Origin of the sequence: Microbacterium sp. MM2322, assembly GCF_964186585.1 — a bacterium.
GTDB lineage: Bacteria > Actinomycetota > Actinomycetes > Actinomycetales > Microbacteriaceae > Microbacterium.
In genome coordinates this window covers 1,294,160-1,308,844 of record NZ_OZ075067.1, presented here as the reverse complement: position 1 = coordinate 1,308,844, position 14,685 = coordinate 1,294,160, and the positions used below count along the sequence as shown (strand labels likewise).

The 14,685-nt window shown below is 67.7% G+C and carries 16 protein-coding genes and 1 tRNA gene; 7 read left to right on the top strand and 10 right to left on the bottom strand.

Annotation, left to right across the window (positions count from 1 at the left end; translation table 11 throughout):
* Window positions 1–85 precede the first annotated feature (85 nt).
* Window positions 86–2,710 carry a leucine--tRNA ligase gene (gene leuS, locus ABQ271_RS06380; protein ID WP_349310643.1) on the bottom strand — a complete coding sequence of 875 codons (2,625 nt, stop codon included), beginning with the start codon at window positions 2,708–2,710 and terminating at the stop codon, window positions 86–88.
* Between the two features lie 23 nt (window positions 2,711–2,733).
* Window positions 2,734–4,023 carry an anthranilate synthase component I family protein gene (locus tag ABQ271_RS06375; RefSeq protein ID WP_349310642.1) on the bottom strand — a complete coding sequence of 430 codons (1,290 nt, stop codon included), beginning with the start codon at window positions 4,021–4,023 and terminating at the stop codon, window positions 2,734–2,736.
* Between the two features lie 33 nt (window positions 4,024–4,056).
* Between ABQ271_RS06375 and ABQ271_RS06370 the strand changes: the two genes are divergently transcribed.
* The 5 genes from ABQ271_RS06370 to ABQ271_RS06350 all read left to right on the top strand — a co-directional run bounded on the left by ABQ271_RS06370 (window position 4,057) and on the right by ABQ271_RS06350 (window position 7,626).
* A complete protein-coding gene (locus ABQ271_RS06370; protein WP_349310641.1) occupies window positions 4,057–4,734 on the top strand; it encodes a DedA family protein in 678 nt (225 codons plus the stop codon).
* 4 nt (window positions 4,735–4,738) lie between these two features.
* Window positions 4,739–5,785 carry a phosphatase domain-containing protein gene (locus tag ABQ271_RS06365; protein ID WP_349310640.1) on the top strand — a complete coding sequence of 349 codons (1,047 nt, stop codon included), beginning with the start codon at window positions 4,739–4,741 and terminating at the stop codon, window positions 5,783–5,785.
* Between the two features lie 10 nt (window positions 5,786–5,795).
* On the top strand, window positions 5,796–6,503 hold the full coding sequence (locus ABQ271_RS06360; RefSeq protein WP_349310639.1) for an SOS response-associated peptidase: 708 nt from the start codon (window positions 5,796–5,798) through the stop codon (window positions 6,501–6,503).
* Between the two features lie 10 nt (window positions 6,504–6,513).
* Complete coding sequence (locus ABQ271_RS06355; protein ID WP_349310638.1) at window positions 6,514–7,371, top strand: 3-methyladenine DNA glycosylase; 858 nt, start codon at window positions 6,514–6,516, stop codon at window positions 7,369–7,371.
* A gap of 72 nt (window positions 7,372–7,443) precedes the next feature.
* The gene (locus tag ABQ271_RS06350; protein WP_349310637.1) at window positions 7,444–7,626 is read left to right on the top strand and encodes a hypothetical protein; all 183 of its coding nucleotides are present in this window, start codon (window positions 7,444–7,446) and stop codon (window positions 7,624–7,626) included.
* A 74-nt stretch (window positions 7,627–7,700) separates the two neighbouring features.
* Here ABQ271_RS06350 and ABQ271_RS06345 read toward each other — a convergent pair whose 3' ends face one another.
* A complete protein-coding gene (locus tag ABQ271_RS06345; RefSeq protein ID WP_349310636.1) occupies window positions 7,701–7,925 on the bottom strand; it encodes a hypothetical protein in 225 nt (74 codons plus the stop codon).
* Between the two features lie 181 nt (window positions 7,926–8,106).
* On the opposite strand from ABQ271_RS06345, the gene ABQ271_RS06340 reads away from it, so the two are divergent.
* Both ABQ271_RS06340 and ABQ271_RS06335 read left to right on the top strand, forming a co-directional pair.
* Window positions 8,107–8,751 carry a GAF and ANTAR domain-containing protein gene (locus tag ABQ271_RS06340; protein WP_349310635.1) on the top strand — a complete coding sequence of 215 codons (645 nt, stop codon included), beginning with the start codon at window positions 8,107–8,109 and terminating at the stop codon, window positions 8,749–8,751.
* Window positions 8,752–8,779: 28 nt separating this feature from the next.
* Entirely contained in the window at window positions 8,780–9,514 is a 735-nt protein-coding gene (locus ABQ271_RS06335; RefSeq protein ID WP_349310634.1) for a GAF and ANTAR domain-containing protein, read from the top strand.
* Between the two features lie 58 nt (window positions 9,515–9,572).
* Here the strand turns inward: ABQ271_RS06335 and ABQ271_RS06330 are convergent, their stop codons facing one another.
* The 7 genes from ABQ271_RS06330 to ABQ271_RS06300 all read right to left on the bottom strand — a co-directional run bounded on the left by ABQ271_RS06330 (window position 9,573) and on the right by ABQ271_RS06300 (window position 14,659).
* The gene (locus ABQ271_RS06330; RefSeq protein WP_349310864.1) at window positions 9,573–10,760 is read right to left on the bottom strand and encodes a low temperature requirement protein A; all 1,188 of its coding nucleotides are present in this window, start codon (window positions 10,758–10,760) and stop codon (window positions 9,573–9,575) included.
* Between the two features lie 105 nt (window positions 10,761–10,865).
* A tRNA-Ala gene (locus tag ABQ271_RS06325) sits at window positions 10,866–10,941 on the bottom strand.
* 72 nt (window positions 10,942–11,013) lie between these two features.
* Entirely contained in the window at window positions 11,014–11,391 is a 378-nt protein-coding gene (rsfS, locus tag ABQ271_RS06320; RefSeq protein ID WP_349310633.1) for a ribosome silencing factor, read from the bottom strand.
* Complete coding sequence (locus tag ABQ271_RS06315) at window positions 11,391–12,527, bottom strand: hypothetical protein (RefSeq protein WP_349310632.1); 1,137 nt, start codon at window positions 12,525–12,527, stop codon at window positions 11,391–11,393. Before ABQ271_RS06315 ends, rsfS begins: the two co-directional genes overlap by 1 nt.
* Window positions 12,524–13,120 carry a nicotinate-nucleotide adenylyltransferase gene (gene nadD / locus ABQ271_RS06310; RefSeq protein ID WP_349310631.1) on the bottom strand — a complete coding sequence of 199 codons (597 nt, stop codon included), beginning with the start codon at window positions 13,118–13,120 and terminating at the stop codon, window positions 12,524–12,526. Before nadD ends, ABQ271_RS06315 begins: the two co-directional genes overlap by 4 nt.
* Before the next feature lie 10 nt (window positions 13,121–13,130).
* Window positions 13,131–13,355 (bottom strand): hypothetical protein, encoded by a 225-nt coding sequence (locus ABQ271_RS06305; protein WP_349310630.1) that lies wholly within the window; start codon window positions 13,353–13,355, stop codon window positions 13,131–13,133.
* Window positions 13,356–13,399: 44 nt separating this feature from the next.
* Window positions 13,400–14,659: a glutamate-5-semialdehyde dehydrogenase gene (locus ABQ271_RS06300; RefSeq protein WP_349310629.1), complete on the bottom strand. Its 1,260-nt coding sequence runs from the start codon at window positions 14,657–14,659 to the stop codon at window positions 13,400–13,402.
* Between the last annotated feature and the right edge of the window lie 26 nt (window positions 14,660–14,685).

Here is a 14,685-nt window from a genome sequence, read left to right as displayed (position 1 = left end):
ACCTCGCGACGCGCCACCGTTCAACATCCGCCAAGAAGTCCCCGAACCTCTTGATCAACACGACCTAGGCGTCGCCCGCCGTCGCTCAGGCGACGGTGAAGCTGACGACCTTCGGGGCACGCACAACAGCGCGCGTGATCTCCTTGTCACCGATCGCGCGGCGCACCTTGTCGTCCGCGAGCGCGAGCTTCTCAAGCTCCTCGCCCGAGATCTTCGCCGGAACGGTGAGCGTGCCGCGCACCTTGCCGTTGATCTGGACGACCGCGGTCACCGACTCCTCGACGAGCAGCGTCGGGTCGGCCTGACGCCATGGCACGACGCCGACGAACGGCTCGTACCCGAGGATCTCCCACATCTCCTCCGCCGTGTGGGGGGCGAAGAGGTCGAGGATCATCGCGACGGCCTCGGCGGCTTCGCGGACGGCGGGGTCTGCAGCGCCCGCACCAGAGTCGATCGCCTTACGCGTCGCGTTCACGAGCTCCATCAGGCGCGCGACGACGACGTTGAACTTCGACTGCTCGACCAGGCCCACGACATCCGCCCACAGACGGTGGGTCACGCGGCGGAGCGCGGTGTCGCCTTCGGCCCAGACGACATCCTTGGGGCTCGCGACATCCGTGGCGACGCGCAGTGCGCGGGAGAGGAACTTCTGGGCACCCGTCGTCGAGACGTCCTCCCAGTTGATGTCGTCCTCGACCGGTCCGGCGAACGCGATCGCGACACGGACGGCATCCGCGCCGGGCTCGTCCATGCTCGACGCGAACTCGACCAGGTTGCCCTTCGACTTCGACATCTTCGACCCGTCGAGCAGAACCATGCCCTGGTTGATCAGGCTCGTGAACGGCTCGGTGAAGTCGACGAGGCCCATGTCGAACAGGACCTTCGTGATGAAACGGGCGTAGAGCAGGTGGAGGATCGCGTGCTCGACACCGCCGATGTACGAGTCGACCGGCGCCCACTTGGATGCCTCGGCCGTCGGGAACGGCTCCGTCGCGCCGTTCGGGGCCAAGAAGCGCAGGAAGTACCAGGAGCTGTCCACGAAGGTGTCCATGGTGTCGGCGTCGCGGAGCGCCGGCTCCCCCGTCTCGGGGTCGACCGTCGACATCCACTCCGTAGCGCCGCCCAGCGGCGAGGTGCCCTTGGGCTTCAGGTCGAGACCCTTGGCGTCGGGCAGGATGACGGGCAGCTGCTCGTCGGGGACCGGGACGATACGGCCGTCCTCGGTGTGGATCATCGGGATCGGGGTGCCCCAGAACCGCTGACGCGAGATCAGCCAATCGCGGAGGCGGTAGGTCTTCGCGGCGCGGCCGGTTCCCGCCGAGGTGAGCTCTTCGATCGCGCGGGCGATCGCGTTGCGCTTGGACAGCCCGTTCAGCGACCCGGAGTTGATGAGGCGCCCATCGCCCGTCAGCGCGGTGCCGGTGCGGGCGGGATCGATCGACTCGAGGTCGTCGCCGATCGGCACACCGTCCTCGTCGACCTCGATGACCGGGATCGCGCCGGTGACCGGAGCCGTCGTGTCGACGACGACCTTCACGGGCAGGTCGAACGCGCGGGCGAAGTCGAGGTCGCGCTGGTCGTGCGCGGGGACGGCCATGACGGCACCGTGCCCGTAGTCGGCGAGGACGTAGTCCGCCGCCCAGATCGGCAGACGCTCGCCGTTGATCGGGTTGATCGCGAAGCGGTCGAGGAAGACACCGGTCTTGGGGCGATCAGCGGTCTGGCGCTCGATCTCGCTCGTTTTCTGCACCGTGTCGAGGTAAGCGCGGAAGCGCTGCTGGACCTCGGGCGAGGCGCCCTCGGCCAGTTCGGCGGCGAGGTCGGAGTCCGGCGCGACGACCATGAACGTCGCGCCGTGCAGCGTGTCGGGCCGAGTCGAGAAGACACTGATCTTGTCGTCGCGGCCCTCGATCTCGAAGTCGATGTCGGCGCCGATGGAGCGGCCGATCCAGTTGCGCTGCATCTGCAGCACCTTGTGCGGCCAGAACCCTTCGAGCTGGTTCAGGTCGTCGAGCAGCCGGTCGGCGTACTCCGTGATCTTGAAGTACCACTGCGTCAGCTTCTTCTTGACGACCTCGAACCCGCACCGCTCGCAGTGACCGTCGACGACCTGCTCGTTGGCGAGGACGGTCTGATCGTTGGGGCACCAGTTCACGGCGCTCTGCTTGCGATACGCGAGTCCACGCTCGAACAGCCGCTGGAACAGCCACTGGTTCCAGCGGTAGTACTCGGGGTCGCTCGTGTGGAGCACGCGGCTCCAGTCGTAGGACGACCCGAAGGCACGGAAGCTGACCTTGTGCTGGTCGATGTTGTTGTAGGTCCACTCGCGCGGGTCCGAACCGGCGCCGCCCTTGATGGCGGCGTTCTCGGCGGGGAGACCGAACGAGTCCCAACCGATGGGGTTCAGCACGTTGTACCCGCGGTGACGCCAGAACCGCGCGACGGCGTCGACGTAGGCGTAGTTCTCCGCGTGACCCATGTGCAGGTCGCCGGACGGGTACGGGAACATCCCGAGGACGTACTTGCGCGGCCGGGTGTCGTCGCTGCCACCGGCCTTGAACGGGTCCGACTCCGCCCATCGCGCCTGCCACTTGTTCTGGATGGCGCGGGAATCGAAGCTCGCCTGCTCGGGAGCCGATGCGTCGGAGGAGGTGCTGGAGGACACGGTGAACCAATCGTGCAAAGTCGGGAGGGCGCGCGAAAGCGCCATTTCAGCCTAGCGGACCGGGGCTTTCACCAGCCCGGGGGCAGGTCCGCCCCCAGCGCGCGGAGGGGCGCTCGCGCCTTGATGCCGACTTCGGCGACCTCATCCGCCGCAACCGACCCCCACGTGATCCCCCCGCCGGCCCCGACGTACGCACCACCCGGATGCACGACGATCGAGCGGATCACCATGGCGAGGTCGAGCCCGCCGTCGACGCCGATCCACCCGAAGCATCCGGCGAAGACTCCGCGCGGCGCTCCTTCCAGTCGGTGCAGGATCTGCATGGCCGAGAGCTTGGGCGCCCCCGTCATGCTCCCGGCGGGAAACGAGGCATCCCACAGATCGCCCACGGTCGTCCGGGCGCGGAGTCGCCCGGCGACCGTGCTCACGAGCTGATGCACAGCGGGGTACGACTCGACCTCCAGCAGCCGTTCCGCAGCAACGGACCCCGGCTCGCACACGCGCTGCAGATCGTTGCGCATGAGGTCGACGATCATGACGTTCTCGGCCTGCTCCTTCTCACTCGCCCGCAGCTCGGCGGCCAGCGCCGCATCATCCACCGTGTCAGGAGACCGCGGCCGGGTGCCCTTGATCGGGCGGGTGCGGACGATCCCGCCGCTCACTGTGAGGAACTGCTCCGGCGACGCGCTGACGAGCGCCCACCCGCCGCTGCGGATGATCCCGCCGTGATGCGCCGGTGTCGCGACACGCAGACGCAGATAAGTCTCGATCGGGTCGACGGATGCCGCTGTCTCGAACCGCGTGGTGAGACACAGCTGGTACGCGCGCCCCTCGCGGATCTCGTCCCGGCACTCCTCGATGAGAGCCGCGTACGCCGCGGGGTCATGACGCGCACGAACCTCGACTGCTGCGGGTGCACCGGGCTCCGGCATCCGCTCCGCCCGCCGAGCGGTCTCGATCGCGACGGCGAACGATTCGAGGACATCCCGGTCGCCGTACGCGACCATCCGTCCGGCCGCGTGGTCGAACCCGATCATCCGGTCGATCCTCAGCCAGACCTCGCCGGGCCCGGCATCCTCCGTCGCCGGAGCACCCGCGCGACGGGCTGCCGCGTCATAGCCCGACCACCCGACCCACCCGCCGCGGAATGGTCCGGCCGCGGCATCGGTCGCACCGCCGGCCACGACGTGGCGGGGAGCAGGTGACGGGATGCCGCTACCCACCCAGCTCCATCCGTCCGACGCGGCGGGGCCGGCGTCGAGCCAGAACGCATGCGCGACCTCACCGAACAGGGCCGTGAACGCGACCGCCGGATCCACCCAGCCGTCAAGAACACGGGAGTCGAGGTGACGGGGCACCCCCTCAGGGTAGACGGCGGATAATCTGAGGTCGTGAACGAGATCCTCGACTGGCTGCTCGACACCGTCCAAGCGGTCGACCCGGTCGTGCGAACCCTCTTCGCCGGCCTGGCGATGATGCTCGAGACGAGTGTGCTCGTGGGGCTCGTCGTTCCCGGTGACACGATCGTGATCGTCGCGGGAACCGCGGTCGACTCACTCGGCGAAGGTGCGTGGCTCGTCCTCGCCGTGTTGGTGGGGTCGCTCCTGGGCGAGAGCATCGGGTTCGCATTGGGGCGCTGGCTGGGTCCCCGCATCCGCTTCTCCCGAGTCGGCAGACTGGTCGGCGAACGCAACTGGGTGCGCGCCGAGCTGTACCTCCGTCGCCGCGGCGGACCTGCGATCTTCCTCTCGCGGTTCCTCCCCGTGCTCCACTCCCTCGTGCCTCTGACAGTGGGAATGAGCGGGTTCGCCTACCGCCGGTTCCTCACGTGGACAGTGCCCGCGTGCGCCGTCTGGTCGGTGGCCTACGTGTCGGTGGCGGCCGCCGCCGCCGAGGGGTACCGCGACCTCTCCGACAGCCTGCATTCGGCTGGTTACCTGTTCGTCGGGGTGATCGCGGCGTTCCTCCTGCTCGTCTACATCGCCAAGCGCGTGATCAGCGCGCGGGAAGCGCGCCACCTCGCCCTCGACGAGGCCGCCGGAGCGCATGCAGACGACGTGAAAGACTGAGCCGATGCCTTCTCCCTCCTCGCGCGACACGAAGGTGCTCTGGCTCGCCCGCCTCGAGTATCGGTTCCATGCCTGGCGTGAGAAGCGCGCCCGTGCGAGCGGCCGCCGCCCGACTGTCGCCGCTTTCCCGGGGTACGGCAGCACGCAGTGGGTGCGCGTGCTCGGTCGAGTGTTGATCCCCCCGAAGGCCAAGCGGCGCGAGCGGGGCGACTACGCCGGCGTCCGCGGGTGGCGGAGTTTCGCGGCGGTGCCGATCGCTCACGCGACGGTCACGGTGACCATCGACGGCGTGGCCCACGAGGTCGCCGCGGATCGAGGGGGCGTGATCGACGCCGTCCTGCCCGCCACGATGGCACCCGGCTGGCAGACGGTGACCATGAGCGTCGAGGACTCGGAGGCCGTGGACGCTCGCATCTTCGTCGTCGGCGATGACGTCCGGTTCGGCGTCATCTCCGACGTGGACGACACCGTGATGGTCACGGCGCTCCCCCGCCCCTTCGTCGCCGCGTGGAACTCCTTCGTCTTGAACGAGCACGCCCGACAGCCCGTTCCTGGCATGGCGGTCCTTCTGGAGCGGCTCGCGCGAGACAACCCCGGCGCGCCGATCCTCTACCTGTCCACCGGGGCGTGGAACGTCGCCCCGACGCTGGTCAGATTCCAGCGACGGCACCTGTTCCCCCTCGGGGCGATGCTGCTCACCGATTGGGGGCCGACGCACGATCGATGGTTCCGCAGCGGCAAGGCTCACAAGCAGGAGAACCTCCGCCGCCTGGCCGAGGAGTTCCCCGACATCGACTGGCTGCTGATCGGCGACGACGGCCAGCACGACGACGAGATCTACACGGAGTTCACGATCCAGCATCCCGATCAGGTTGCTGCGGTCGCGATCCGGCGGCTGACCCCCGCGGAAGCCGTGCTCGCGGGTGGGCGGACGGCCGTCGACGATCACAGCGCCGCCGGAGTTCCGTGGGTGACGGGCGACGACGGCGCCGACCTGCTGGAGCGTCTCACCGACGTCGACATCGTTCGCGATGTCCCCACTTCCTCCTAGGCTGACCCGCATGTGTGGTCGCTTCGTCGTTGCCAACGTCTCCTCCGAGCTCGTCGGCGTCCTGCGCGTCGACGTCGAGAGCGACGATCTCCCTGCCCCGTCGTACAACATCGCGCCGACCTCCCGCGTCGGCATCGTGCTCGACTCCGCCAAGACCGACCCGCCGACGCGACGGCTGGAGCCCGCGCGGTGGGGGCTCGTCCCCTCGTGGGCGAAGGACGTCAAGGTCGGCGCGCGCGCCTTCAATGCGCGGTCCGAAGAACTCGAGGAGAAGCCGATGTTCCGGCAGGCCCTCATCAAACGCCGGGCGATCGTCCCTGCCACGGGCTACTACGAGTGGCAGACGACCGACGAGGGCAAGACGCCGTACTTCATCCATCCCGCCGACGGTTCGCCACTCCTGTTCGCCGGCCTGTATGAATGGTGGAAGGATCCCGCGAAGGCCGAAGACGACCCGACGAAGTGGGTGCTGTCGTTCACGATCATCACCCGCGACGCGTTGGACCCCCTGGGGTCCATCCACGACCGGATGCCGCTGTTCCTCGATGCCGACTTCGCTGACGCCTGGCTCGACACGGAAGTCGACAACGTCGGTGACCTTCTCGATGCCGCCGTCGATGCGGCTCCAGACGTGGTCGCGGGGCTGACTGATCACGTCGTGTCGAGCGCCGTCGGAAACGTCCGAAACGACTCCCCCGACCTCATCCAGCCCGTCTGACGAGTCCCTCATGACCACCCTCACGCGTGTCGTCCTGGCGCGGTCCGAATGGTCCGAGCGGATGCGGGAACACGGCGAGCGAGCAGATGCCCTCACCGCAGCGCGGCGACACCGTGCCGCGCGCGGTGAGACCCATCCCGTCGACGACTTCCTCTACACGTACTACTCGTACAAACCGGCCGTCCTCCGCCGTTGGCACCCCGGCCGGGACGTCGTACTCGACGACGCCGCGGATGCGCCCCAGTCCGGATGGCGCTGGTACCGGACCGACGGCGACGCCGTCACCGCGGACGCAGAGGCGTTCCTCGCCGAGAAGGCGCCCCTCGTCCGAGCGATCAGCGGGATCCTCGCGAGCACTCTGGGCCGCGCGGGTTCCTACGGATGCTTCGGCATGCACGAATGGGCGATGGTCTACCAAGACCGTGAGACGCGGCATCCCGTGCCTTTGCGGCTCGGTGCGAGCGGAACGGATGCCGTCGTCGAGGCGCACGATCTGCGCTGCACGCACATCGACGCGTTCCGCTTCTTCACTCCGGATGCCGTTCCGCGAAATCGGTTCGCACCGACGCGCGACACCCAGGCGCAGACCGAGCAGCCCGGATGTCTCCACGCTGGTATGGACCTCTACAAGTGGGCCGTCAAGCTCGGCCCCCTCGTCCCGGGCGAGGTCCTCCTGGACGCATTCGAGCTCGCGCGGGACATCCGAGAACTCGACATGCGCGCCTCTCCCTACGACTTGAGGGACTGGGGGTACGCGCCGGTAGCGGTCGAAACGCCGGCGGGGAAAGCGGAGTACGTCGCCGCACAGCGCGGATTCACCGAGAGGTCGCAGCCGATCCGTGCCCGCTTGCTCGCGCTCATCCGCTGACGCGGCCTGTCGTCAAGGCCCTCGACGCCGGTCGCGTCGCGGATGAGAGTCGACCACGTCGAAAGGATCACCGTGAGCGCTGACAGCACTTCGAACTCGCCCGATCTCGACCGCCTCGTCGGCGGAGAGCAGGAGGGCCTCCCCCCGGCACCGGAAGGCACACCCGACGACGTCGATGCGATGACGCCCGATGAGCGTTTTCAGGCGCCCGCAGGTGGCAACCTCGAGGTGGATGACGAGGCCACGGACGGGTGATGTGCGAAGCGCGAGCACTCCGATGTCCGGACCGTGGGCAGCCACGGCTAGTCGGCGGCGGCCCGTGGGCACGGTCACAGAATGGATCGCCGCGCGGGAATCGTCTCGACGGACTGCTTCGCGGTTCGCAGTCGCTGGTATCGACCGAGCGGGTTCGAGTCGTCATCAAATGCGATGAAGCCGCCCTCGACGCGAACCACGAAACCCACGGTCCGCGCGCCGGTGACGCAGACGTGCATGTCCGGCTCCGTGATGCTCCACACCAGGTCGTCCCCCTGGTGCCTCGAGTGCGTTGTCATGACGTCCTCCTGCTCTCGCATGTCATCGAAGACGAGCCGAGGTCCGGGGCAACGTGGTGTCACTGTAGGGCCATCGCCGAGGGCGCACAAGGAAGAACGATGCACGGACATGCACACTCCCTATACTGAGATGAGCGTCCCTGGACCTAGGCCGCTGTGTACAGCCAGGTCTGGAGGGCGCGTGACCGGTTCCGATTCGGCAGATGGTGATCCCATCTGCGCGGTCTTCCTCGCAATGCTTCCGATCCACCACGTCGGCGTGTCCACCTTGGGTACACCGTTCGACGTCGAGACGATCTGCGCGAGTGACGTCGCAGCGGCGGCGCTCGAGGAGATCCAGCTGGATTCCGGGGTCGGGCCGTGTTGGATCGCGCGGTCGTCCCGTGCGCCGGTGCTTCTCCACGACCTGCACGAGGCGGCGGCGATGGACTGGCCCATGCTCCGCGCTGTCGCCGCGAATCACGGTGTCCGGTCGCTCTACGCCTTTCCGATGACGGTCGGTGCGGTCGAGGTCGGAGTCGTCGATCTCTACGCCGATGACCTCGGTGCGTTGAAACAGCGCGATGTCGCTCTCGCGTCCGCAATGGCGGATGCCGCCGCGATCCGCATCTTCGAGCGGATCCTGGCGGGCGACGATGCCTCCGTGGGGTCCGGTGGATCGTCACGAAGGGTCGTGCACCAGGCGACGGGGATGGTCTGCGCCCAGCTGCGAGTGAATCCGGATGACGCTCTCGTGGTCATCCGTGCGCACGCGTTCGCCTCCGGGCAGTCGGTCATCCAGATAGCGGAGTTGATCGTCAGTCGCGAGATCGACTTCACGGTGTGATCAGGTTGGTTCGGAAGAGGTTGCAGACATGAGCAGGGAAATGCGGGAGAAGCAACTCATCGACACGTTCGTGGAGATCGCGGACACCATGGTGGGCGGATACGACGTCGTCGATCTGCTGTATCGCCTGGTGTCGCGCTGCTCGGTCATCTTCGCGGCAGCGGATGCCGGCATCCTTCTGCGGATCGACGGGCAACCGCTGGAAGTCGTCGCCTCGACGACGGAGCGGAGCCAGCTCGTCAGTCTCCTCCAACTCAGTGCGGATGAAGGTCCGTGCGTCGATGCGTACCGTTCCGGTGAGCCGGTGACGGTCAACGACATCGCGTCCATCCGCGAACGATGGCCGGACTTCGCGGAGCGGGCAGGGGCTCTGGGCTACAACTGGATGCACGCGGTTCCGCTGCGTCTGCGCGATGAAGTGATCGGCTCGCTGAACCTCTTCGGCGACGGATCCGAGAGCCTGAGCGCCGAGGACGCCCGAGCGGCACGTGGCTTGGCCGACATCGCGACGATCGGGATCCTCCACGAACAGGCGTTCCGAGAGGCGGATCTCGCGCGCACTCAGTTGCAGCAGGCGCTCGACAGTCGGGTCGTCATCGAACAGGCCAAGGGCGTCCTGGCGCATCAGCACAACATCGACATGGATGAGGCCTTCCAACGCCTGCGAGCTCAAGCACGCAGCAGTCAACAGCGCCTCGCCGACGTCGCGCGCGACATCGTGGCCCACGCCAGCGACCGGACGCGCGACCTCGACGATCTCTGAGGACGTGGTGTCCGAACGGTGCGCTCGACAGGGCGGACGAGGGCTCGTCGCTGACGCATCAGACGTCGACGAGTGATTCCTGCTCGCGGTCTGTCTGTCCGTAGGCGACCAGCACTGCAACGACCGCTGTGAGGACGACCGCCGTCAACGCGACGGGCACCGGGATGACCGGGTCGACGAGGACGAGCAACGCCCCGGCGGCGACGACGGTGTTCACGACGCGGGTCGCGTGGGGTCGGATCGCCAGCAACCAGACGACGCCGATGAAGACAGCGACCGGCACGGTGTAGGTGAAAGATGCCGCAGGCGAGCTCAGCGCACTGTTCCCCGTCAGCACGTCGATCTCGACCTCTATCCCCGCCGAGAACGCTCCGGCAGCGGCGAAGATGAAGAAGTGCCCGTAGCCGTAGATCAGCGGACTGCGCACACGGTCGATCGCAAGGTGATGCGGCGGCCAGAAGTAGATCCACCAGAGAGCCGCCGTGACGGCGAGGGTCAAGACGGCGATGCCGACGAGAGGCGCCAGCGCTTCGGCATCCTGCACTGCGTGAATGATCGCGTTCGCCGAGGCGAGAAGGCTCTCGCCGAGGAGGATCAGGGTGAACAGACCGTAACGTTCGGTGATGTGGTGCGCGTTCCGCGGCGTCGCACCGCGGCTTTCGGCGATGACCGGTACCGCAAGTTCCGCCAGGAACAGCGCGACGATGACGATGCGAAAGACCTCGCCGGGAAGCAGAAGGGCCGCAACCCAGAGAACCTGCACGAAGGCGATACCGACGGCGTAGACGAGCGTCGCCGGCCGAGCGGGGCCCGCGCCGCGAGACGCGCGCAGCCACTGCGCGACCATCGCAAGCCGCATGAGCACGTAGCCTGCGGTGACGATGCGGAAGTCGGACTCGGTGAAGGCGGAGTGAACCCCGGCTGCGAGAACCAGCACTCCGCTCATCTGGACGATGGTGAGCACCCGATACAGCCAGTCATCCGTGTCGAACGCGGTGGCGAACCAGGTGAAGTTCATCCACGCCCACCAGATGCTGAAGAAGACGGCAGCGTAGCTGAGGACTCCGGACACGATATAGCCGTCGGTGAGCGCATAATGCAGTTCGACGGCAGAGATGCTCACCGCGACGACGAAGACGAGGTCGAAGAACAGCTCCAACGACGAGGCAACCCTCCCCGGCTCGTGGGGATCGCGCGGTGTCATCGGGACGAGACGCCAGGATGCCGGGCGCCCCGGTGACGTCATCATGAGAAGGCCCCTCGTCGAGGCCTGTCGGTGTGCATGCGCCGAGCGTACGGCATCGAGAACGCCGACGTCGGAAACACAAAAACCCCGGCGAACCGGGGTGTTTGGTGGACCTGAGGGGACTCGAACCCCTGACCCCCTGCATGCCATGCAGGTGCGCTACCAGCTGCGCCACAGGCCCTTGGTCACCGCTCGCGGCAACTCATCCAGCTTACTACAGCCGGAGGAGTGCTCTGAACATGACTGCGGGATGTCACTCCTGCGGAGTGGGCTCCGCGATCGTCACGGGGATGATCGGGCAATCCTTCCAAAGGCGCTCCAGGCCGTAGAACACCCGCTCCTCCTCGTGGAAGACGTGGACGACGACGTCACCGAAGTCGATGAGGACCCAGCGCGACTCGGCGCGGCCCTCGCGGCGGAGGCGCTTCTGGCCGGCCTCGAGCATCTTGTCCTCGATCTCGTCGGCGATCGCGGCGACGTTTCGCTCGCTGTTACCGGTGACGAGAAGGAAGGCATCGATCAGCGGAAGCGGACCGGAAACGTCGAAAGCGACGAGATCCGTGCCACCTTTGCTGTCGGCGGCGGCGGCGGCCACCTGGACGAGTTCGTGCGTGTGCTCTGCAGCGACCATCAGAAAGATCCGTTCACAAGGGTGAGAATGAGCACCGTCGCGAGGGCCAACCCGAGGGCACCGGCGCAGATCGCGAGGGTCATGATGAGGCGGCTGCCTTTTTCGGGAGCCGGAGGGCGGATGATGTCATCCGCACTCTTAATCGTACTGATCGCTGACGATGCCGCGATCGGGGTAGGTGAGGATGCGAGCGGGAGCTCGCCGTCCATCAGCGTGGCGTCGACGTCCTTGCCGTCGGAGCTTCCCGGAGCGCTCCCGGTCGACCCGTAACTCTCGGGGAGCGCGTAGCTACCGGTGATGATGAGCTCACCCGTGCCGAGGATCGGCACGGACAGCGAGCCGGTCTCGGGGCTCTGCGACAGGATGAGGGCGTTCGGAGCGGACGAGGAACCACTGCCCCCTCGCGTCAAGAGGTGATCGAAGGAGGGGGGGAGGTCCACCGGCGCGGCGCCGTCCGCGAGCAGCTGAGCGCCGAGGCCGGGAGCGACGACGCGCGCCGGTTCTCCCTCAGCCGTGCGTTCGACGTTGTGGGCGGCGGACGGCTCCTCCCCCGCACCGGGCTGACCGCCGCGCTCGTCCTCGACGCGTTCATCGGCCTGGTCGGTCTGGGCGGGCTCGTCGACCTCCGCGGGCTCTTCAGACTCGGCGGGCTCTTCGGACTCGACGGGCTCGTCCGGCTCAACGGGCTCGTCAGCCTCGACAGGCTCGTCGTCGTCGACCGGCACGACGACTTCTTCGAGCTCGTCGGAGGACTCTGTCTGCGCGCCTTCTTCCCCGGCGGACTCGGACTCCGCGGCATCCACCGTCGGCTGCTCGCCCGTGACGAACTCCGCTTCGATGACGTCCACGGTCCCCGTCCGCAGCTTCGCGAGGTGCCTGGCCTGGCGACGGGTGACCGGGTGCGCATCGTGGTCGAGGTCAGCGTCAGCGGCCGGCAAGATCGGCGCTCGCTCGGTCTCGATGACGTCGGTGTGGTCGGCCTCGGCGACAGGCGCATCGTCGACGGCAGAGTGGGATGCCTCGGCATCCGCCTGCGCCTCTTCCGGGGTGATGATGGGCGTGGATGCCGTGTTGCGCAGTTCACGCAACTGCCGCCGGGTCAGCGGTGGGGTGCTCGGCTGGTCTGGTGTGCTCATGCCTTGCTCCGATACAGGTGGTGCTTCGCAATGTATTGGACGACGCCGTCAGGCACGAGGTACCAGACGGGGTGTCCACGGCTCACGCGGGCGCGGCAGTCGGTGGAGGAGATGGACAGCGCCGGGATCTCGAGGACGCTGACGTCCTCGGACGGCAACCCGTCCACGCTCAGCGTGTGCCCCGGGCGCGAGACCGCGACGAAGTGAGCGAGGTCCCACAGCTCGGCGACATCGCGCCACCCGAGAATCTGGGCGATCGCGTCCGCGCCGGTGATGAAGAACAGCTGAGCGTCCGGCCGCTGCGCTTTGAGATCTCGCAACGTGTCGATGGTGTAGGTCGCCCCGGTACGGTCGACGTCCACTCGGCTGACCGTGAACATCGGGTTGGATGCCGTCGCGATGACGGTCATCAGGTAACGGTGCTCCGACGAGGAGACGCCGGACTTCTGCCATGGCTGACCGGTCGGCACGAACACGACCTCGTCGAGATCGAACGACTGCGCGACCTCGCTCGCTGCCACGAGGTGGCCGTGGTGGATCGGGTCGAACGTGCCGCCCATCACACCGATGCGCGGTGCGCGCGTGGTTACCATGGACACGGCCTCAGTGGTGGCCGTGGCCCGTCTGCTGCACGGGGTTCTTCGCAGCGTAGGCCTCCGCCTTGTGGGCGTGGCGATTCGCCACGTTGCGGTACGAGAGGCTCACGAGGCCGAGGAGCATGAACAGCGCGAAGGCCAGGATGCCGTAGCCGTACGTCGTCGCCATGACATTGCCACCATGGTGCTCGGTCTCCGCTGCGGCGAGGACGATGGTCGTCGCGAGATTCATTCAGGCTCCGTTCGAGGGGTCGGGTCGAGGTCCAGTTTAGGCGGTCAGGATCGGATCTGCCCGGCGCCCCGCGCCAGCCACTTGGTCGTCGTCAGCTCGGGGAGGCCCATCGGACCACGGGCGTGCAGCTTCTGGGTCGAGATTCCCACCTCGGCGCCGAAGCCGAACTCACCGCCGTCGGTGAACCGGGTCGATGCATTCACCATGACCACCGCGGCATCCACCTCGGCCAGGAACCGCTCGGCGACGGCGTCGTCCGTCGTGATGATCGACTCGGTGTGCTGGGTCGAGTACTGCCGGATGTGCGCCAGGGCGTCGTCGAGATCCTCGACCACACGGATCGATATGTCGAGGCTCATGTGCTCGGTAGCCCAGTCCTCAAGCGTCGCCGGCACGACGCCCGGACTCAGCGCGACGGTGACGGGATCGCCGTGCACCGTGACCCCGCGCTCCTGCAGCGCCGCGACGACCGGCGGAACCAAGCGGGCGGCAGCGTCGCGATGCACGAGCACCGTCTCGACGGCGTTGCAGACGCTCGGTCGCTGGACCTTCGCATTGACGACGATGTCGGTCGCCCATTCCGCGGGAGCGGACGCGTCGAGGACGATGTGCACGACCCCCGCGCCGGTCTCGATGACCGGGACGGACGACTCCGTCACGACTGTCTCGATCAGCTGAGCACTCCCCCGCGGAACGAGTACGTCGACCAGGCCACGGGCCCGCATCAGCGCCCGTGCCCCATCTCGGCCGAAGTCGTCCACCGTCTGGATCGCTTCGGGGTCGACGCCGGCATCGGACAGTGCGCCCCGCATGACCGAAATCAGGGCCGCGTTGGTCGATTGGGCGGCGCTCCCTCCGCGCAAGACGACGGCGTTCCCCGAGCGCAGCGCGAGCGCCGCGATGTCGACGGTCACGTTCGGGCGCGCTTCGTAGATGGAGCCAATGACACCGAACGGGACCGACACCTTCTGCAGGTGCAGTCCGTTCTCGAGCACGCGGTCATCCAGCACCCGACCGACGGGATCGGGCAGCTCCGCGACGTCGCGCACCGCCGTTGCCAGCGCCTGCACGCGAACCTCGTCGAGCGTCAGGCGATCGATGAGGCCGGTCGTCAGGCCGTCCGCCCGGCCGCGGACCACGTCCTCGGCGTTCGCCGCCACGATGGCCCCGGTGTTCGCGTCGATCGCAGCCGCGATCCCGCGCAGGAGGTCGGCCTTGGCGGCATCCGTCATCAGCCCGAGCGACCGCGATGCGGTCCGTGCGGAGTGCATGCGCTCCTGAGGCGTCGCCGTGGTCATCGTCATCCGCCAAGTCTAGGGCGGCGGATGCC